21 protein-coding genes are annotated in these 17,366 nt (G+C 71.8%); 10 read left to right on the top strand and 11 right to left on the bottom strand.

Annotation, left to right across the window (positions count from 1 at the left end; genetic code table 11):
• Positions 1–12: 12 nt before the first annotated feature.
• On the bottom strand, positions 13–447 hold the full coding sequence (locus tag OO60_RS31930; RefSeq protein ID WP_004559199.1) for a DUF1707 SHOCT-like domain-containing protein: 435 nt from the start codon (positions 445–447) through the stop codon (positions 13–15).
• Between the two features lie 152 nt (positions 448–599).
• On the opposite strand from OO60_RS31930, the gene OO60_RS31925 reads away from it, so the two are divergent.
• The 3 genes from OO60_RS31925 to OO60_RS31915 are packed head-to-tail and all read left to right on the top strand — an operon-like array spanning position 600 to position 2,807.
• Positions 600–1,505: an undecaprenyl-diphosphate phosphatase gene (locus OO60_RS31925; protein ID WP_004559200.1), complete on the top strand. Its 906-nt coding sequence runs from the start codon at positions 600–602 to the stop codon at positions 1,503–1,505.
• Between the two features lie 25 nt (positions 1,506–1,530).
• Positions 1,531–1,896: a BlaI/MecI/CopY family transcriptional regulator gene (locus tag OO60_RS31920; protein WP_004559201.1), complete on the top strand. Its 366-nt coding sequence runs from the start codon at positions 1,531–1,533 to the stop codon at positions 1,894–1,896.
• Entirely contained in the window at positions 1,893–2,807 is a 915-nt protein-coding gene (locus tag OO60_RS31915; RefSeq protein ID WP_004559202.1) for a M56 family metallopeptidase, read from the top strand. Before OO60_RS31920 ends, OO60_RS31915 begins: the two co-directional genes overlap by 4 nt.
• Before the next feature lie 6 nt (positions 2,808–2,813).
• Here the strand turns inward: OO60_RS31915 and OO60_RS31910 are convergent, their stop codons facing one another.
• Positions 2,814–4,436: an alkaline phosphatase family protein gene (locus OO60_RS31910; protein WP_033262716.1), complete on the bottom strand. Its 1,623-nt coding sequence runs from the start codon at positions 4,434–4,436 to the stop codon at positions 2,814–2,816.
• Between the two features lie 171 nt (positions 4,437–4,607).
• Between OO60_RS31910 and OO60_RS31905 the strand changes: the two genes are divergently transcribed.
• From OO60_RS31905 to OO60_RS31895, 3 genes are read left to right on the top strand one after another with little or no spacing between them, the layout of a single operon-like run.
• On the top strand, positions 4,608–5,783 hold the full coding sequence (locus tag OO60_RS31905; protein ID WP_240490841.1) for an alpha/beta hydrolase: 1,176 nt from the start codon (positions 4,608–4,610) through the stop codon (positions 5,781–5,783).
• A 57-nt stretch (positions 5,784–5,840) separates the two neighbouring features.
• Positions 5,841–6,137: a PadR family transcriptional regulator gene (locus OO60_RS31900; protein WP_004559205.1), complete on the top strand. Its 297-nt coding sequence runs from the start codon at positions 5,841–5,843 to the stop codon at positions 6,135–6,137.
• Positions 6,134–6,835, top strand: a complete 702-nt coding sequence (locus OO60_RS31895) for a hypothetical protein (protein WP_004559206.1) — start codon at positions 6,134–6,136, stop codon at positions 6,833–6,835. Before OO60_RS31900 ends, OO60_RS31895 begins: the two co-directional genes overlap by 4 nt.
• Positions 6,836–6,853: 18 nt before the next feature.
• Here the strand turns inward: OO60_RS31895 and OO60_RS45120 are convergent, their stop codons facing one another.
• Positions 6,854–7,939, bottom strand: coding sequence for a pentapeptide repeat-containing protein (locus tag OO60_RS45120; RefSeq protein WP_155849015.1), 1,086 nt, complete (start codon positions 7,937–7,939; stop codon positions 6,854–6,856).
• A 322-nt stretch (positions 7,940–8,261) separates the two neighbouring features.
• On the opposite strand from OO60_RS45120, the gene OO60_RS31885 reads away from it, so the two are divergent.
• Positions 8,262–9,695 carry a sialidase family protein gene (locus OO60_RS31885; protein WP_033262715.1) on the top strand — a complete coding sequence of 478 codons (1,434 nt, stop codon included), beginning with the start codon at positions 8,262–8,264 and terminating at the stop codon, positions 9,693–9,695.
• A 63-nt stretch (positions 9,696–9,758) separates the two neighbouring features.
• Here the strand turns inward: OO60_RS31885 and OO60_RS31880 are convergent, their stop codons facing one another.
• From OO60_RS31880 to OO60_RS31865, 4 genes are read right to left on the bottom strand one after another with little or no spacing between them, the layout of a single operon-like run.
• The gene (locus OO60_RS31880) at positions 9,759–10,439 is read right to left on the bottom strand and encodes a cation efflux transmembrane domain-containing protein (RefSeq protein ID WP_004559209.1); all 681 of its coding nucleotides are present in this window, start codon (positions 10,437–10,439) and stop codon (positions 9,759–9,761) included.
• Positions 10,436–10,780, bottom strand: a complete 345-nt coding sequence (gene cmtR / locus OO60_RS31875; protein WP_004559210.1) for a Cd(II)/Pb(II)-sensing metalloregulatory transcriptional regulator CmtR — start codon at positions 10,778–10,780, stop codon at positions 10,436–10,438. The genes OO60_RS31880 and cmtR overlap by 4 nt, the downstream gene beginning before the upstream one ends.
• A gap of 19 nt (positions 10,781–10,799) precedes the next feature.
• Positions 10,800–11,801, bottom strand: a complete 1,002-nt coding sequence (locus tag OO60_RS31870; RefSeq protein ID WP_033262714.1) for an Acg family FMN-binding oxidoreductase — start codon at positions 11,799–11,801, stop codon at positions 10,800–10,802.
• 4 nt (positions 11,802–11,805) lie between these two features.
• The gene (locus OO60_RS31865) at positions 11,806–12,252 is read right to left on the bottom strand and encodes a DUF6292 family protein (protein WP_003056268.1); all 447 of its coding nucleotides are present in this window, start codon (positions 12,250–12,252) and stop codon (positions 11,806–11,808) included.
• A 229-nt stretch (positions 12,253–12,481) separates the two neighbouring features.
• Between OO60_RS31865 and OO60_RS31860 the strand changes: the two genes are divergently transcribed.
• The 3 genes from OO60_RS31860 (at position 12,482) to OO60_RS48470 (ending at position 14,405) form a co-directional block, all read left to right on the top strand.
• Positions 12,482–13,480 (top strand): Acg family FMN-binding oxidoreductase, encoded by a 999-nt coding sequence (locus tag OO60_RS31860; protein WP_033262738.1) that lies wholly within the window; start codon positions 12,482–12,484, stop codon positions 13,478–13,480.
• A 109-nt stretch (positions 13,481–13,589) separates the two neighbouring features.
• The gene (locus OO60_RS31855) at positions 13,590–14,180 is read left to right on the top strand and encodes a DoxX family membrane protein (protein ID WP_003056275.1); all 591 of its coding nucleotides are present in this window, start codon (positions 13,590–13,592) and stop codon (positions 14,178–14,180) included.
• Positions 14,181–14,240: 60 nt separating this feature from the next.
• Positions 14,241–14,405, top strand: a complete 165-nt coding sequence (locus OO60_RS48470) for a hypothetical protein (protein WP_003056278.1) — start codon at positions 14,241–14,243, stop codon at positions 14,403–14,405.
• On the opposite strand, the gene OO60_RS31850 is transcribed toward OO60_RS48470, so the two are convergent.
• The 4 genes from OO60_RS31850 to OO60_RS31840 all read right to left on the bottom strand — a co-directional run bounded on the left by OO60_RS31850 (position 14,384) and on the right by OO60_RS31840 (position 17,340).
• Positions 14,384–14,890: a universal stress protein gene (locus tag OO60_RS31850; protein WP_003056281.1), complete on the bottom strand. Its 507-nt coding sequence runs from the start codon at positions 14,888–14,890 to the stop codon at positions 14,384–14,386. The two genes, OO60_RS48470 and OO60_RS31850, sit on opposite strands and share 22 nt — an antisense overlap.
• Positions 14,891–15,052: 162 nt before the next feature.
• On the bottom strand, positions 15,053–16,027 hold the full coding sequence (locus tag OO60_RS31845) for an Acg family FMN-binding oxidoreductase (protein WP_033262713.1): 975 nt from the start codon (positions 16,025–16,027) through the stop codon (positions 15,053–15,055).
• Positions 16,028–16,243: 216 nt separating this feature from the next.
• A complete protein-coding gene (locus tag OO60_RS48255; RefSeq protein WP_003056287.1) occupies positions 16,244–16,375 on the bottom strand; it encodes a hypothetical protein in 132 nt (43 codons plus the stop codon).
• Positions 16,372–17,340 carry an Acg family FMN-binding oxidoreductase gene (locus tag OO60_RS31840; RefSeq protein WP_003056288.1) on the bottom strand — a complete coding sequence of 323 codons (969 nt, stop codon included), beginning with the start codon at positions 17,338–17,340 and terminating at the stop codon, positions 16,372–16,374. Before OO60_RS31840 ends, OO60_RS48255 begins: the two co-directional genes overlap by 4 nt.
• Between the last annotated feature and the right edge of the window lie 26 nt (positions 17,341–17,366).

Below are 17,366 nucleotides of genomic sequence, written 5' to 3'. Positions count from 1 at the left end.
CCGGGTCCCTCCTCAGTCGTGGTCGAAACCGTGGGCGCCGTGCGGTTCGGAGCCGTCTGCGAAGCCGTGCACCACGCCGATCACCAGGGCGGCGGCGATCAGCAGGCCGAGCAGCGCCGCCACGATGATCAGCAACCGGCGCCGGCCGGGTGACGGCTCGGGAGCACGTCCGCGCAGCACCGCGATGTCGGCCGCGAACGCGCGTCCGGCCGCAGCCAGAATCGCCCGCCAGCCCGCCAAGGGACTCTGCTCCTGAACCGACGGCAAATCCGTCGTCATGGCCGAGAGTTCGTGCCGGAAGCGGGCGGTCTCGAGCTGTCCCAGGCGTTCTTCGACCTCGTCCATCGTCAGGCGGCCTTCGCCCGCTGCCGCGTAGAGGGCCCGCCGGACCTGCTCACGTTCCGCGTCCGAACACCGGATCGCCTCGGCAGTCACGTTTTCGGTCATGATTCTTCTTTCCCGTCGGTGAAATCGCTTCGCCGAGGCTAACTCTCGATCGTTAACGTTCGGTGAGAGCCGAGCGCCCGCCGAGCAGATCAACTTCTACTTGCGTGTAGTATCCCGAGGGACAGGTCGTCACGCTCACCCGGGAAGGCATCGTGCTGGACTACTTCGAAGCGATCGTCGTCGGCGCCTTCCAAGGCGTCACCGAGCTGTTCCCGGTCTCCAGCCTCGGCCACTCCGTGCTGATCCCCGCCGTGGTGGGCGGCCAGTGGGCGCGGGACCTCGACGTGTCCGCGCCCGAGTCGCCGTACCTGGCGTTCATCGTCGGCCTGCACGTCGCGACCGCGGCCGCCCTGCTGCTGTTCTTCTGGCGGGACTGGGTGCGGATCGTCGGCGGGTTCGTCAGCTCGATCCGGCACCGCCGGGTGCAGACCTCCGCGGAGCGGCTCGCCTGGCTGATCATCCTCGCGACCATCCCGGTCGGCGTCAGCGGCCTGCTGCTGGAGCACTTGTTCCGCACGACGCTCGGCAAACCGGTACCGGCCGCGGTGTTCCTGATCGTCAACGGCGTTCTGCTGTACCTGGCCGAACTTCTGCGCCGGCGGGCGGCCGCGGCCGAACCCGCCGCCGACGCGCCCGGCGCCGCCGCGGAGGCGGACGTCCAGGCCGACGAACGGCTGTCCCGGATGTCCTTCGGCCGCGGCACCCTCATCGGCACGGCGCAAGTGCTGGCCCTGCTGCCCGGGATCAGCCGCTCCGGGGTCACGATGGCAGCCGGGCTGCTGCGCGGGCTGTCGCACGAGGACGCCGCCCGGTTCTCGTTCCTGCTGGCGACACCGGTGATCCTGGCCGCCGGCGTGCTCAAGATCCCCGACCTGTTCGGGCCGCTGGGCACCGGCATCCACGGCCAGGTGCTCGCCGGGAGCGTCGCGTCGTTCGCCAGCGCGTACCTCGCGGTCCGGTTTCTCACCCGCTATTTCCACACCCGGACGCTGAGCCGGTTCGCGCTGTACTGCGTGCTGGCGGGCGCCGGCGCCCTGGCCGTGCTCACCCTCCGCTGATCCGGCCGCAGGGTAGATTCGAGGGATGCGGAAGGAACCGGCGCGCCGCGCACCCGGAACGCTCGAGGCCGAGGTGCTGGGCGTGCTGGGGAACGCGGCCGAGCCCCTCACACCCGCCGAGGTCCAGGCCAAGCTGGCGGACGACCTCGCGTACACGACGGTCGTGACGATCCTCACCCGGCTGCACGACAAGGGCGCCGCGACCCGGGAGAAGCACGGACGCTCGTACCGCTACCACGCCGTCGACGACGAAGCCGGCTTGGCGGCCCGGAAGATGGCCAAGGTCCTCGACGGCGAGCCCGACCGCGACAGCGTCCTCGCCCGGTTCGTCACCCAGCTGTCGGACTCGGACGAGGCCCTGCTGCGAAGCCTGCTGCGCGGCAAGAAATGACGGCCGACCTGCTGATCCCGCTGCTGCTGCCGCTCCTGGCGTGGCCGGCGGCCCGGCTGGCCGGACCGCACCTGCCGCCGCGGACGGCGAGCTGGCTGCTCACCGGCGCCTGCCTGGTCCTGGCGGCGGGCAGCACCGCGGTGCTGGCGCTGCTCGCGCTGTCCGGACTGTCCCTGCTGCCCGCGGTCGCCGGCCTCGGCCACTGGTCGCCCCAGGCCCTGAAGGCCGAGAACGGGGTGAACGTCCCCACCTCGATCGCCGCGGGCGCGGTCCTCGGCGTGCTCGTGGTCCTGCTGACGCGGGCCGTGATCCGGTACGTGCGGTGGGCGCGGCGCCTCTCGCGTGAGCTGGACCGGCACGGCGGCGGCGAAATCGTGCTGCTGCCCGGCGCCGATGCCGTGGCCTTCGCCGTGCCGGGACGAGGCGGGCGCGTCGCGGTCTCCACCGGCATGCTCGACGCGCTCGACCCGCAGGAACGGTCCGCGCTGCTGGCCCACGAACAGGCTCATCTCGCGTTCCGGCACCACTTGTTCCTGATCGCCCTGACGCTGTCGGTGACCCTCAACCCGCTGTTGCGGCCGCTGAGCGCGCCGGCCAGGTTCGCCCTCGAGCGCTGGGCCGACGAAGCCGCGGCCCAGCGGATCGGCGACCGCACGGTGGTCGCGCACGCGGTGGCCAAAGCCGCCCTCGCCGGCCGGCCGCACCACGGGTTCGCGCTCGCCGCGACCGGTGGCCCGGTCCCCCGCCGGGTTTCGGCGCTGCTGACGCCCCAACCGCGGGTTCGCGGCCGGGTCCCGGTGGTGCTGCTGAGCGCCTTGGTCGTCGGGCTCGCGGGCCTGTCCGCCGAGACCGCCCTCGACAGCGCGGCCGACCTGCACGACGGAATCGAGATCGCGCAGATCGGCCGCTGACCGCGATCAGCCCAGGCCCGGCAGCACCTGCGTGCCTTCGATGCGGACGGCCTGCAACGAGCGAGGCTCCAAGCCGAGCTGCCGGAGGATCGTGGGCGCGATCTGCGTGGTCGCCACCGGGGCGGAGATCGTCCGCCGTCCGATGCCGGGACCGCTCACCACGAGCGGCACCGCCCGGTCGTCCGGGGCGACCCCGCCGTGCTCGGCGATCTTCTTCTTCCCGCCGGTGTAGACGACGCCGTACTGCACGACACCGAACAGATCGGGAACCCGGTCATCTCCCGGGCGGACCCCGAAGTAGCGCGCGGCGTCCGCACCCGCGTACACCTGCCGGAGACCTGAATCGGTGAACGCCTTGGGCGCGCCGTCGCGGTCCGTTCCGGTGCCGTTCTGCGCCAACAGGTAGCGCTTCGCGAAGTCCGTCGCGGCCGGCGAGCGATCGGCGAGCCAGAGCAGCATCGCGTCGTCGTCGGTCGCCTGGACGACGAGGTCACCGGCGCCGGGGTGGGCGGCTTTCCAAGCGGCGTTCAGGCCGTCGAGCAGCTTGCCGTCGTCGACGCGGGTCAGTGCGCCCGGGTCGGTCGGCGACTGCCCGTGCTTCGCCGACAGGATGATCGCCGTCGTGCGGTCGAGGTGCCGGCGGCGCAGTTCGGTCACGAACGCGCCGATCCGCGTGTCGACGAAGTCCAGTGCCGAGGTCAGGACCGGTCCGGGCGCCGTGCCGCCGGGCAGGTACCCGCCGGGCCGGCCGCCCGACAGGGGCAGTTTCTGGGCCGTGGACACGGATTGGAAGTTGAGCCCGAAGATCGCCGGAGTGCCGACACGGTGGGTGCCGGAGTGGTCGAAGCCGTCGATTTCGTTCAGCACGGCCTGCGCCTTGTAGGCGTCGTACTGCTGCGTGGCGGCGTTGTCGGAGGTCCAGTCGCCGGTGTCCGCCGGGGCCGTACTGTTGATTTCCGGGGTGAAGAGGTCCTGGATCCCGCCGCCCGAGGGTCCGTTGAGGATTTCGTAGGCCGGGTGCTTGTCCGACCACGCGGTCCGCAGCCCCGCGCGGCGGGCGACTTCGAAGACGGTGTCGACCTTGAGGTATTCGTGCGGCAGCACCGGACGGCAGGTGCGCGGGTCGACCGGGAGACCGGCCGGGTTCAGCAGGGTCTGCGGGGTGCCGGTCATCGACAGCACGGAGTCCGGCAGGCCGGTCAGGCCTTGGCCGGCGTCGAGCCTGCTCTGGTCGCGGTCGAGGTCCTCGGTGAGGTTCACCGTCGCACCGGGTCGCGCGCCGCTGCAGTCGGTGGTCCCGGCCGGCAGCAGGCGGTGGTTGTACGTGGCGTCGTAGTAGATTCCGGTGGCCGCGGGATCACCGCCGGTCAGCTGGCCGATGAGACCGGGGAACGAATCGGACGGAACCGGCGTGCTCGCACTGCGATAAGCCGTCCCGCGCGCCAGCAGACCGGCCATCGCCGAGTTCGGGTGCCCGGCCGCGTAGGCGACGAGGTCGGCCTGGTGCATGCCGTCGACGGAGATCAGCAGCACGTGGCGTGCGCCGGCGGCCGAGGCGGCGGGCGCCGTGATGGGGAGCAGCGCCAGCGCGGTGAGCACGGCGGCGGCGCGAATTCTTTTCCGGGTCAAGGGTTCCTCCTCGTGCGGGCGTCCCCGGCATCCCACGCCCCCGATCCGGCCACCGGAGGAGCACAGCACGAACAGCAGGTGAACAAGCGAACGTTGTCCATCCACAGTGGATTTTTCGAAGGTTGCCCCCGTACTACGTGTCACGTACTACGCGCCGTGTACTATCGCGGCGTGACTCGTGCACTCCGGGTTCTTCTCATGCTGGTCGTCGCCGTGGTCTTGGCGGGTGGCTGTTACGTCGGGTATGCCGCCGTCCGCGCGGCCCGGCCGGTCACGCTGCCCGCTCCGGCCGGGCCGTATCCGGTCGGCCGCACGATCGCCGAGTGGACCGATCACACCCGCGCCGATCCCCTGGCTCCGCACCCCGGCACGCCGCGCCGCCTGTCCGTGTGGATGTGGTACCCCGCGACGGTCTCCGCGGGCTCGAATCCCGCCCCGTACACCCCCGGCCTGTGGGCAGGGCTGCACCTGGACGCTCCGATGGGCTGGGGTGAAACGAGCTTCGACGAAGTCCGCACCCATTCGACCGCCGACGCACCGGCGGCCGCGGGCCGGTTCCCCGTGATCGTCCTGGAACCCGGCCTCGGCTTCTCGGCGCCGCAGTACACCGCGTTCGCGGAATCCCTGGCGTCGCGCGGGTATCTCGTCCTGGGTGTTACGCCCACCTACAGCGCCAACCTCAGCGTGCTCGACGGGACTACGGTGACGGCGAGCGAAGCGGGCAACCCGCCGGCGTTCGAGGCTGCGGACCTGCACCAGGGTGCGGCCCAGGCCGCGGGCGACCGGCTGGTCGACTTCTGGGCCGCGGACGCCCGCTTCGCCGCAGCACAAGCGAAGCCGCTCGCCGACCCGGCCGTGACCGTCTACATCGGTCACTCCTTCGGCGGGGCCGCCGCACTGGAGGCGTGCCGGTCCGATCCGCACTGCGCCGGAGCCGCCGATCTCGACGGCACCCAGTACGGCACGGTCGTCCACACCGGACTCACCAAACCGGCGTTGCTCATCGGCAGCGAAAACTCCTGCATCACCGGAATGTGCGTTCCGTCGGCGCCCGCCGACCAAGCGGACCTGAGGACCGCTCGGACCATGCTGGCCGCGAGCACCGGCCCGGTCTGGCGCTACCGGATCCGCGGTGCCGAGCACTTCGATTTCAGCGACTACAACGCCTACTACCTCGCCGCACCGATCCGGTCGGCACTCGCGCTCGGCGACATCGCCGGCTCCGAAGCCCTCGTCGACGCCTACCTCGGCGCGTTCGCCGACCACGTGACCCGCGGCCGGCCCGCACCAGTGCTCACGGGCCCGTCGCCCTACCCCGAGGTGGAGGTCCAGCCTCCGGCTCACTGAGCCCTCGATGGTACGTCGCACGTAGTACGCTGAACGTACTACCTCGGAGGAGCAGGCATGCCGAACGACGCCCAGATCCTGGTGCTGTATGCGCTGACCGACGGACCGCGGCACGGCTACGCCATCAACACCGCCATCGACGAGCTCACCGGCAAACGGCTCGGCCCGGGCAGCCTCTACGGCGCACTCGCCCGGCTGGAGGCGAAAGGACTGATCGAGGCCCTCGACGGCGAGGGCAGGCAGCGTCCGGTGCGGATCACCGACCAGGGCCGAGCCGTCCTGGAACGCGAACTCCGCGCGATGGCCCGGGTGGCGGACGCGGGCCTGCGCCGCCTCGGCGTCCGGCCCGCATGACCGCCGAGCCCTGGCCGGTCCGCCTGTACCCCCGCGCCTTCCGGGAGCGCTGGGGCGCCGACCTCGCGGCGGAGCTCCGGGCAAACCCGCGACGTTGGCCGAACGTGCTGATGAGCGCGGTGGGCATGTGGCTGCACCCGGCCGCGTGGCCCGCAACCTCCCCGGCTCAGCGCCAAGCCCGGATCGCCGCGATGGCCGTCATGGTGACCGGGATCGGCTGGTTCGTGACGAACTTGGCCATCGAGGACACCCGCACCCTTTCCGGGGTACTCAACAGCTGCGCGTTCACGGTGGTCGCCGGTTTGCTGTTCATCGGTCCCCGACCGGCGCCCTCCGCGGGGCGACGCCTGATGCTCCGGCTCACGGCGCCGGCTGCGCTGGGCAGCACCGTGGTCGCCGTTGTCCACGAGGTGGGAGGCCCCTTCCCCGCGCCGATCCGCCTCCTTCTGCTCCTGACGTGGTGGGGGACGTGGGCGCTGGCGGTGATCCAGGTGGGCCGGACCGTGGCCGAGCTGGCCGTAACACCCCACCCGCGCGCGTTCCGCCTCGGCATCCGGCTGCTCGCGACGTCCGCCGCCGCAATCGGCGCAACCCAACTGGTGGCGGCGGCGACCGGGGCGGCACCCGTGACAGCTTGTTTCGGGCTGCTCTTGCTCGCCGCGCCCTTCTTCCTCCGTCCTCCGGAACGGGCGATCTGAAGGGTGTCATTCCTTGGTTCACCACCAGGCTCCTGAGGCGTCGTTCTTTGTGGCACCTCGCGTGATGGTGTTGTTGTCGTACACAGCGTCGGTGAGGTTCGCGCCGTCGAAGTTCGCGTCGGTGAGGTTTGCCTCGGCGAGGAACGCGCCTTCAAGCCGTGCGCGAGTGAGGTTGGCGGCGATCAGTACCGCGTCGTCGAGGAACGTGACTTTGAGGTCGGCGCCGGTGAGGTCCGCGCCGTAGAGGTTCGCGCCGGTGAGCTGAGCGGCGAAGAGGTTGGCGTGGGTGAGGTCCGCGCCGTCGAGATTCGCACCCTCCAGCTGCGTCCCGCTGAGGTCCGCGCCGACGAGGCAGACATCGTGCAGGTCGGTGGTCGTTCGTTTGTCGTAGGCGTGGTTGCGCCGGCCGAGCACCGACAACGCGGCCCTCATGTCAACCTGCAGAATTGTCGTAGCCGGGCAATTGGTGGCCCCGTTGAGGTGATCGGCAGCGGTGGGCAGCGTGCTGCGGAGGAAGGCGCTGAGGATTTCGACAATGGTGGGCTGGTCGCGCGGTGAGTCGCCGGCCAGGCGTTCCAGGGCGTAGATACCGCCGAGGCGGGTTTGCAGGTGATCAGGCCCCTGAGTTCCCAGTTGGTCGATGGCTTTGGTGTAGCGATCGGTGATCTGGCCTTGTTCGGACAGGGTGATCTGCTCGCGGGTCGCAGACAGCGACTGCGCGGTGAACACCAGAGCGGCCAGGGCGGTGGCTGCCGTCACGATCGAGGTGACCGCGGTCCAGTTCCACCGCCGCACCGGCGGAGGACCCGGTGTCACCGTGGTGCGCGGCAGCAGACCTGGCCGGCCTGGTTCCGACTCCCAGCGGATCGAGGTGGATGTGGTCGCGGTGGGCCGTCGGGCGCCGAGCCTGAGGAAGGCGCCGGCGGTGGCAGCCAGCACGATCGCGACGAGCAGGGGCCACCACCGGCCCAGCCAGCCGCCGACCACCGCCCAGCCTGGCCACCAGCGCTGGTTCGGCAACCGGGTCAGCACGACATCCAGCAGGAGAACCCCGGCACCCGAGTACAACACGATCACGGCCACCCGCCGCGTTTTCGGCTTCACTCCGGGACAGTCGCGTTGGGGCGACGCGCCGCTACTGGGGCTCGGCGGGTAACCCGCCGCGACGGCCAAGTCGCGTGGCCGGCCACAACCGGAAATACCGGTCAAAAGCGGGAGTACAGATCGTCACCGGCATTCCGGCGGTCATTTCCGCATCAGGTAAACGCATGGCCAATTCGTCCGCCGTTCAGCCGCACCCGAACGGGTCTGGATCGGTCGAGAGCCTTTACCGCGGCGCATTCGAGTGGCTGGATCGACAACCGTCATGGCCCGCAGCGGCGACCCCGCTGCCCGCCTCACCTCGACGTCAGAAGGTGAACGCGTCATGCCGCTATCCCGAAAACTCATCACCGCCACTCTGTTACCGGCCGTCGTGGTCGGCGGGCTGCTGGTGTCCGCGACGTCCGCGTCCGCGAACGTCGCCGTCACCCAGGTCAGCTCCGATCCGTTCACCGACGCCCAAGCCCAGCACAGAACCGAGGTCGAACCCGACACCTTCGCGTTCGGCACCACCATCGTCTCCGCCTTCCAGGTCGGCCGCGTCTCCGGCGGCGGCTCCTCCGACATCGGGTTCGCCACCTCCACCGACGGCGGCGCCACCTGGACCTCCGGCTTCCTGCCCGGCACCACCGCCAACACCGGCGGCGCCTGCGGCCAGATCAGCGACGCCGCCGTCGCCTTCGACGCCAAGCACAACGTCTGGCTGATCTCCTCCCTCGGCGTCAACTGCCCCGGCGACCCGGTGTTCACCAGCCGCTCGACCGACGGCGGCAAAACCTTCGGCAACCCCGTCACGACCGCAACGGGTTCGCTGGACAAGAACTGGATCGTCTGCGACAACACCGCGAGCAGCCCGTTCTTCGGCAACTGCTACACCGAATACGACATCACCAGCTCCGGCGACGCGCTGCGGATGAAGACCTCCAGCGACGGCGGCCTCACCTGGGGCCCGGCCCGCGCCACCGGCGACAGCGCCACCGGCCTCGGCGGCCAGCCCGTCGTCCGGCCCAACGGCACCGTCCTCGTGCCCTACCTCTCGCTCAACGACCAGATACGCAGCTTCCGCTCCATCGACGGCGGCGCCAGCTGGCGCTCCACCGTCCTCGTCTCGAGCGTCAGCCACCACGACGCCGCCGGCGGCCTGCGCGAGGAAGCCTTGCCCAGCGCCGAAATCGACAGCGCCGGCACCGCCTACGTCACCTGGTCGGACTGCCGGTTCCGCTCCGGCTGCGCCAGCAACGACATCGTGCTCAGCAAGTCCACCAGCGAAACCACCTGGGGCGCCCCGACGCGGGTGCCGATCGACGCCACCACCAGCACCGTCGACCACTTCGTCCCCGGCATCGGCGTCGACGCCTCGACGTCGGGCGCCAGCGCCCGGATCGGCCTGACCTACTACTTCTACCCCACCGCCAACTGCACCGCCGCCACCTGCCAGCTCGACGCCGGCTTCATCTCCTCCACCAACGGCGGCACCAGCTGGAGCACCGCCACCCAGGTCGCCGGGCCGATGAACCTGTCCTGGATCCCGAACACCTCCCAGGGCCGCATGTTCGGCGACTACATCTCCACCTCCGTCCGAGCCGGCGGCAACGCCTTCCCGATCGTCCCGATCGCCACGGCACCCAGCGGCTCGACCTTCACCATGGGCATGTTCGCCCCCACCGGCGGCCTGCCCCTCACCGGCGGCGCCCGCCGCGCGACCGACACCCCGGCATCGCAGGCGGCTCACTCGCAGTCCGCATTGACTGCCTTCTGATCACAGCGCCGTGAGCCTGCGCCCACGTAGTCTGCGACGTGGGCGCAGGCCTTCGCGGCACCCTCAGCAGCAGTGCTCGCCGCGCCAGGCTTCGCGGCCCTCCTTGGCCGCCACCGCCGCGATGACCAGCGCGACCAGCGGGTCGGCCCACGACCAGCCGAACCAGGCGTTGAGCAGCAACCCGACCAGGAGCACACCGGACAGGTAGGTGCACAGCAAGGTCTGCTTCGAATCGGCGACCGCGCTGGCCGAGCCGAGTTCGCGGCCGGCGCGCCGCTGAACGTAGGACAGCAGCGGCATCACCAGCAGGGACACCGCGGCCAGCACGATGCCGACCCTGGATTCTTCGGCCGACGCGCCACCGAACAGCGTGCGGACCGACTCGACCGTCACATAGGCCGCCAGGGCGAAGAACGACACCGCGATGACCTTGAGCGCAGTTCGCTCCCTCGCTTCGGGGTCTTTCCCGGAGAACTGCCACGCGACGGCGGCCGCGGACGCGACCTCGATCACCGAGTCGAGCCCGAAACCGATCAGCGCCATGGAGTCTGCGATGGTGCCCGCGGAGATGGCGACGATCGCTTCGATGACGTTGTAGGTGATGGTGGCAGCGACCAGCCACCGCACCCGGCGCGTCAGAACCTGCCGCCGTTCGGGCTCGACCTCGTCGGGTGACGCGCAGCAGCCGTCCGAGCAGGTGTCGCCGAGGAGGTTCTCCCCGCGCAGTTCCGGCGACTGGCTCATCGCGCCGCCGCCTTCGCCGCCGCGGGCTCGTCGAGGCATTCTTCGCGGGGCTCGACCGCGAGGACGACCTGCAATAGCTCGCCGAGCGCGCGGGCGAGGTGCTCGTCGGCCAGCGCGTACCGCACCTGGCGGCCTTCGTAGGTCGCGACCACCAGGCCGCAGCCTCGCAGGCAGGAGAGGTGGTTGGACACGTTGGAGCGGGTCAGGCCGAGCTTCTCGGCGAGCTTGCCGGGGTACCGGACGCCGTCCAGCAGCGCCACCAGGATCCGGCACCGCGTCGGATCCGCCAGCGCGCGCCCCAGCCGGGCCAGGGCCGATTCCCGGGTCTCACAGGTCAGCATGCGTGGAACAGTACAGCCCTCACTGAAGTGAAGCAGGACGCGGGCCGCGCTGCAGCACCTCGTCGACCGCTCGGCGCGGGCTGGGCGGATCCGCTTCCGCGGCGTAGCCGATGCGCAGGAGGGCTTGGGGGAAGCCGGTGAGCCCGAGGTCTTCGCACAGCGCCGAGCGCACCTGCGCCAGGTGCAGCGGCTGCGTCAGGACCGCGGCGGCCAGGCCGAGGTCGACGGCCGCGAGCCAGGCGTGTTCCATCGCGTAGCCGGCCCGGACGTGGTCGAACCGCGAATCGTCCACGGTCACGAAGAGCAGGAGCGTCTCGCCGGCCAGGCGGCGCTCGAGTTCGGGTGGTTCCGGGATTTCGGTCGCGCGGCGGACCAGGCCCGCCCAGGGCACCGAACCCGCCGGAATCCGGCTCATGGGGATTCCGACGCCGTGCCGGTGGGCCGGCTCGTCCCGGATCGTCCACAACGACAGTTCGCGCTGGTAGGCGCCGTCTTCCCGGAAGGTTTCCGCGGCGAAGTGGAGCAACCGGGCAACGACGGCGATCTCGTGGACAGGCCGGGCTTCCACCCCGTGCGCCCCGCCGGCCGCGACGAGCCGCCGCACCACGGCCGGCGGCACGGCCACGCCTTCGAACGGTGCGCGGTGGCTGGCCCGGCGGGCGATCGCCCCGTAACGGCGGAGCTCCTCGGCCGCCGGTGCGGCGGGTTCGCCGACGGCGATCCGGGCGAGGAGGTCCGGCTGCTCGTCCTCCGGCAGGAACGCCACCACGCACGACCGGCCGAGTGTGCGGACCGCCAGCTCGAGGTTGGCCACGGCGGCGCCGCAGGACGCGGCGCGGTCCCGCCCCTGCGGATCGTGGTGCGGGAGTGCCGGTTCGGCGCGTTCGCGCACCGACAGCTCCCCCGCAGCCACCTCCAGCAGCCAAGGCTGCGTGTTGTGCACCGACGGCGCCCGCATCATCGACCGGACCAGCACTTCGGTCTCGGCGGGCGTCCAACCTTGCGCATCCACAGTGGACATACGATCACCCGATTCCGCACAGGTAGGGGGAAAGCCGCCGGTGCCGGCGCAGGCGGCCCAGCAGGTCGCCGCGGTCGCCGCGCAGATCCGGCGGCACGGGCAGAGCGGACGCGCCCCCGGCGGATCGGATCGCCGTGACGAAGCCGCGGACCCGGGCCGGGCTGGGCACGAGCTCGCCGCCGAGGTAGGCCAGCACCAGCAGGTCCTCGCCGGAATGGGTTTCCATGGCGAACGCCCAGCCGTGCCGTTCGTCCCACAGCAGGGCCATGTCCCGGCCGGGGTGGCGGGACAGCCGCTCGTCGAGGGCGATGTACGCCGAGGTGGGGGCGTCGAGGTCCAGCGTGCAGGACTCCTCCCCCACGCCGACCGCGGCGCTCACCGCGGCCAGGTAGCCGGTCAGGCCGCTGCGCAGGCCGTGGTCACGGTCGATTCCGGTGAGCAGGGAAATCACTCTCCAACGCCGGGGGTCGTGCACCGGCCACATCGGACCGGTCTGTCCGGAGCACGACGGTACGTTCGTGCGGGCGCCGGCGGATGGCGTCGTTGGGCCCCCTCGGCAGGGCCTTTCGTCACTTGCACCGAAAGTCCCCGGGGCGAAGGCACTCCGGCCCTCCCGGCGGCGGGCGCCGCGGTGCGAAGGTCGAGCCGGAAGCCATCCCTGACAACGAGGAAAGCCGATGATGGACCGAGCATTCCCGGACGACTTCACCGTCAAGACCGCGGTTGCCATGGCGGTCCGCGCGCCCTCGGTGCACAACTCCCAGCCGTGGTCCTGGCGGCTCGGCGACAGCTCGCTGCACCTCTACGCCGACCCGGGCCGGCGGTTGCCCGAGACCGACCCGGACGGCCGCGACCTGATCCTCAGCTGCGGCGCCGCGCTGCACCACGCCCGGGTCGGCTTCGCCGCGCTCGGCTGGGCCGCGGAGGTGCACCGGCTGCCCAACCCCGGCGAACCCGACCACCTGGCGGCTGTCACGCTGCACCCGCACGACCCGTCCCAGGACGAGATCGCGATGGCCGCCGCCATCCCCCGGCGGCGGACCGACCGGCGCCGGCACAGCTCCTGGGCCGTCCCGCGCGGCCACGTCGAAGCGATGTCCCGGGCGGCCGCGGCGGAAGGCACCGTACTGCGGGCCGCCGAGAACTCCGCGCGCTACTACCTGGCGACGGCGATCGAGGAGGCCGCGGACCGGCACGCCGGCGACCCGGCGTACCGCACCGAACTGGCGGCCTGGAGCGGCCGCCACTTCTCACCCGACGGCGTCCCGGCCCGCAACACCCCGGCACCGGACGACACCCCGGGCGCGCTCCGGACCCGCCCCTTCGCCGACCCGCTCCTGGCCCAGCCGGCCGGCGCCACGGCCGAGGACGGCGAGACGGTCCTGCTCGTGCTGAGCACCGCCTCCGACGACCGGATGTCGCGGCTGCGGGCGGGCGAGGCGACGAGTGCGGTGCTGCTGACGGCGAACGCGTTCGGCCTGTCGTCGTGCCCGCTGACCGAGCCGCTGGAACTGCCGGACGTCCGCGACACCGTGACCGAGCGCGTCACCGGCGGGTCGTTCCCCCAGATGGTGCTGCGGACCGGCTGGGCCCCCGCCAACGCCGAGCCGCTGCCGGCAACGCCGCGACGCGCCCTCGATGACGTGCTGCAGCCGCTCGAACACTTCCGGGCGACCTGAGCCCCGGCAGCCGGCACCCAAGGACCTCCCAGCCGGGGACCTTCGGCCCCGGAAACCGCGGGGGAACCCGAAGAAACTGGGCCCAGCAACGAAAGAGCGGAGGTTTGCCATGTCCATCCAGCCGGACGAAAAGAAGACGGCTCACCGGGTCACCGAACCGGCACCGGCTACCGATTTCGTCGCCGGGCCGGCCGCCGCCGGGAAGTCCCTGGCGGTTCTGCGCGTCGCCACCGGGTTCGTCTTCCTGTGGGCGTTCCTCGACAAGCTGTTCGGCTGGGGTTACGCCACCCCGGCGAAGGGCGCGTGGATCAACGGCGGCTCGCCGACCAAGGGCTTCCTGAGCGGGGTCCACGCCGGACCGTTCGAGTCGATGTTCCACTCCTGGGCCGGCACGTGGTGGGCCGACTGGCTGTTCATGCTCGGCCTGGCCGGCATCGGCCTCGCCGTCATGGCCGGTATCGGATTGCGGCTCAGCGCCGCCGCCGGTGCGCTGATGATGCTCATGATGTGGGCCGCGGAGTGGCCCCTCGCCCGGACCACGAGCACCGGCGAGGCCACGCACTCCACCAACCCGATCGTCGACTACCACGTCATCTACGCGCTCGTCCTGATCGCGCTGGCCGCCGCGGCGGCCGGCGACACCTGGGGACTCGGCCGCCGGTGGGCCGGCCTCGTCGGCGACCGCACGTGGCTGCGCTGAACACTCGGCCCAGGGCGCCCGCCGGCGGGCGGGCGCCCTTTCCCCTGCCCGAAAGGCGACGTGCCCGAGGTCGAGCGCGGCCGGATCTTGAGCCACGAAGCGGTCGGCACGATCACCGAAGGCGGATCCGCCGTCGCCGGGGTCAAGCCCGGCGACGAAGAGCGGTCACCGTCCGGTTTGGACGGTGACCGCTTCTTCGTGGGTCACAGCAACGGCCCGGGGTAGTACCCGACTGCGGACTCCGGCTCCGGCGTCGCGTCCTTCTCCGGGACCGTCCGCGCCGGGATCACCACGACGGGGCAGCCCGCTTCGTGCAGGCAGTGCTCGGCGACCGAGCCGACGAGCAGTTTCAGCAGCCGGCTGTGGCCGTGGCTGCCGAGCACGAGCATCGACGCGGTCTTCGACGCCTCCTCCAGTGCCACCGCCGGCGAGTGTTCGACCAGCTCGGCCCGGATGGCGACGCCCGGGTGCTCGGCGCGCACCTCGCCGACGACCTCGTCGAGCTGGTGCCGTTCGCGGTCGGCGACGGCCTGCGGTGTCCCGGCGACCGCCGCGCCGAGGTCGTAGACCGGCTCGAACGTCCACGCACGCAGCGCGACGACCTGCCGGCCGCTCACCGCCGCTTCGGACACCGCCCAGCGCAGTGCGGCCGCGCTGATCGCCGAGTGGTCCACGCCGACGACGATGTCGCCCTGATTTGCCGTGGTCATGTGGGTTTCACCTGCTCCTCGTCTCAAGAACGGGTCTTGCGGTCGTGGTCGGCGATGCCGGAGCGCGGGCTCACCGTCGGTTCGGGACCGTCGGCGAGCAGGGTCGCGGTCACCGGGGTGCGCTCCCCCGCTTGCAGGCCGGCGGGCACGTCGTCGGGATGATCACCCGGCCGTGGTCCGGTGGGTCAGCACCTCGTGCACCGGACGGCGCCCGGTCAGCCGCGTCGGGTAGCCGTAGCCGATGCGCAGCAGCGTGTGTGGTTGCCCGGCGCCGGAGAAGAGGCGGTCGAGCGCCTCCCGGGTGCGCGGGGTTTCGAACGGCTGCGACAGGAACGAAGTGGCCAGTCCTTCGGCGGTCGCGGTGAGCAGGACCCGCTGCATCGCCATCCCGGCCCGCACTTCCGCGTGCGGGCCCCGGTCGCGGGTCAGCACCGCGCCGAGCAGCGGTTCCTGTTCGTACTCGCGCGCCGGCAGATCCTGGTTTTCGTGCGACGCGCGCAGCGACACGACCCCGGGTCCGTGCGGCGGCGGGCCGGAGGCGACCTTCGGCACGCCGTCGGGACTCTCGGGCTCCCGGTGGGTCCAGAACGCGGCTTCGGCGCGGAACTCGTCGTCGTCCGCCTGCAGCGCTTCGGCCTGCCGCACCAAGGAGGCGACCGGGGTGTACCGGCCGGAGGCGTCGAGGTACTCGATCTGGCCGCCCTCCTGCAGCGCCGCCGACTTCAGCGCGGCCCGCACCACCGGCGGCACCGCCTTATCGAGCAACGGCCGCCGGTTCGTGTGCCGGCGGAACACGGCCTCGGCGAGCCGGCGTTCGACCGCTGTCGCCTTCTCGTTGCCGTCCAGCCGGATCACCGCGACGAGGTCCGGCTCGGCCGGATCGGGCAGCAGCCGCACGACCGCGGCGAGCCCGTTGGCCCGCAGGCTGATCTGCAGGTTGAGGGCGGCCGCACCGCAGGCGAGCCGCGCCTCGCGCCCGTGCGGATCGGCGACCCCGAGGACGCGCTCCCGGTCCAGCCACACTTCGACGACCTCGTGCTCGACGACGAACCGCCATGGCTGGGTGTTGTGCGGCGACGGCGCGCGCACGGCCGAGGCGAGGGCCTGGTCGAACACGCTGGGCAGTGGTCGGCTCATCGTCGGGCTCCGGTGTCTGGGAAAACAGCTGCTTACAGCATCACCGGCACCCGCCGGGCGCCGCGACGGCCGCGCGTCACGACCGGGGAGGACCAAAGACCTTCCGGGTTTCGGCCGGTTGGCGGGATGCTCGACCGGACCCGTACCCTCCGGGAAAACTTGCCCGGCTCCGACGATGAGAGCCCGTCGGCCTTCTCCAGCGCGGCCCGACAACCGTCACGGGAGATGACGAAGCCACCCGGCACGAGGGAACCCGGCGGAGATCAGCTCGCCGAGGTTGGCACCCTCGCCCCCGACGGTCTCGTCGTCGGCGAGCCGGATCTCGGCCAGGTCGCGTGCGTACGTCATCGCGGTCCTCCTGGAGGCCGGAACAGCTCGCCGAGCGGGAGCCGGGGTGAGGGAGCGGCCGGGACGGCCGGGTAGCCGAAGCGGAAGATCGCCTGCGGAACACCGGGCAGGGCCAGTTCGGACACCAGCCGCGCGCGGAAGCCGGTCAGGTGCAGAGGCTGGGTGAGCACCGACCCGACCAGTGCCTTCGACGCCGCGGTGAGCCAGACGCGCTGCAGCGCCATGCCGGCGGCCAATCGGTCCGGGCGGCTGTCACCGTCCGTGCAGAAGATCAGCAGGTTTTCCGCGGCGAGCCGATCGGCGAGCACGGCGTCGTCCGGAACCGGCGTGGTGGTGCGGACGAGACCCGCGGCCGGAAAGGCTTCGGAACCGAGCGCGCCCTCGGCGATGCCGTCACCGTGCGCGTCCCAGCCGCGGGTGTGTGCGGTCCACACCGCGAGCTCACGCTGGTAGCCGCGGTCGTCACGAAGGACCCGCGTGGCGAAGCCGAGGAGCTCGGCCAGCTTGTCCAGCCGCGCGGGCCGGACGACGTGCACGCCGGTGGTTTCCCCGGCGACGACCAGCGCGTGCTGCACGGTCGCCGGCACCCGGCTGTGGAAGAACCGGTGCCGGTGGCTGCGGCGGCGCCCGATCGCCTGGTACAGCAGGTAGGCGCGGGCGGAGGTCGCGCGCGGGCGGCCGATCGTCACCGTGGCCACGACGTCGCCGTCGTCCCGCAGGCCGACGTGGCAGTCCCGGCCGAGTGCGCGAACAGCCAGTTCGAGGTTGGTCAGGGCAGCCCCGCAGGAGAGCACCCGGTCCCGGCCGGACGGGTCGTGCCGGCGCAGCTCGACTTCCCGGCGTTCGAGCAGGTCGACCTCGGATCCGCGGACGAGCAGCTGCCACGGCTGGCTGTTGTGCACCGAAGGCGCCCGGCTGACGGCGCGCGCGAGCACGCCGAGCTGCTCCGTGGTCAGGACGGTCATCGCGGTCACTCCTCGGCGCGGAGCCG

Origin of the sequence: Amycolatopsis vancoresmycina (genome assembly GCF_000716785.1) — a bacterium.
Classification (GTDB): Bacteria; Actinomycetota; Actinomycetes; order Mycobacteriales; family Pseudonocardiaceae; genus Amycolatopsis; species Amycolatopsis vancoresmycina.
This window is presented reverse-complemented; position numbering and strand designations above follow the sequence as displayed.

Excerpts from the sequence above, each read along its gene's own strand:
- OO60_RS31885 (WP_033262715.1), top strand. The coding sequence starts at position 8,262 with ATGCCGCTATCCCGAAAACTCATCACCGCCACTCTGTTACCGGCCGTC.
- OO60_RS31920 (WP_004559201.1), top strand. The coding sequence starts at position 1,531 with ATGCGGAAGGAACCGGCGCGCCGCGCACCCGGAACGCTCGAGGCCGAG.
- OO60_RS31915 (WP_004559202.1), top strand. The coding sequence starts at position 1,893 with ATGACGGCCGACCTGCTGATCCCGCTGCTGCTGCCGCTCCTGGCGTGG.
- OO60_RS31930 (WP_004559199.1), bottom strand. The coding sequence starts at position 447 with ATGACCGAAAACGTGACTGCCGAGGCGATCCGGTGTTCGGACGCGGAA.
- OO60_RS31840 (WP_003056288.1), bottom strand. The coding sequence starts at position 17,340 with ATGACCGTCCTGACCACGGAGCAGCTCGGCGTGCTCGCGCGCGCCGTC.
- OO60_RS31895 (WP_004559206.1), top strand. The coding sequence starts at position 6,134 with ATGACCGCCGAGCCCTGGCCGGTCCGCCTGTACCCCCGCGCCTTCCGG.
- OO60_RS31850 (WP_003056281.1), bottom strand. The coding sequence starts at position 14,890 with ATGACCACGGCAAATCAGGGCGACATCGTCGTCGGCGTGGACCACTCG.
- OO60_RS31880 (WP_004559209.1), bottom strand. The coding sequence starts at position 10,439 with ATGAGCCAGTCGCCGGAACTGCGCGGGGAGAACCTCCTCGGCGACACC.
- OO60_RS31845 (WP_033262713.1), bottom strand. The coding sequence starts at position 16,027 with ATGAGCCGACCACTGCCCAGCGTGTTCGACCAGGCCCTCGCCTCGGCC.
- OO60_RS31855 (WP_003056275.1), top strand. The coding sequence starts at position 13,590 with ATGTCCATCCAGCCGGACGAAAAGAAGACGGCTCACCGGGTCACCGAA.
- OO60_RS31870 (WP_033262714.1), bottom strand. The coding sequence starts at position 11,801 with ATGTCCACTGTGGATGCGCAAGGTTGGACGCCCGCCGAGACCGAAGTG.
- OO60_RS31860 (WP_033262738.1), top strand. The coding sequence starts at position 12,482 with ATGGACCGAGCATTCCCGGACGACTTCACCGTCAAGACCGCGGTTGCC.
- OO60_RS31900 (WP_004559205.1), top strand. The coding sequence starts at position 5,841 with ATGCCGAACGACGCCCAGATCCTGGTGCTGTATGCGCTGACCGACGGA.
- cmtR (WP_004559210.1), bottom strand. The coding sequence starts at position 10,780 with ATGCTGACCTGTGAGACCCGGGAATCGGCCCTGGCCCGGCTGGGGCGC.
- OO60_RS48255 (WP_003056287.1), bottom strand. The coding sequence starts at position 16,375 with ATGACGTACGCACGCGACCTGGCCGAGATCCGGCTCGCCGACGACGAG.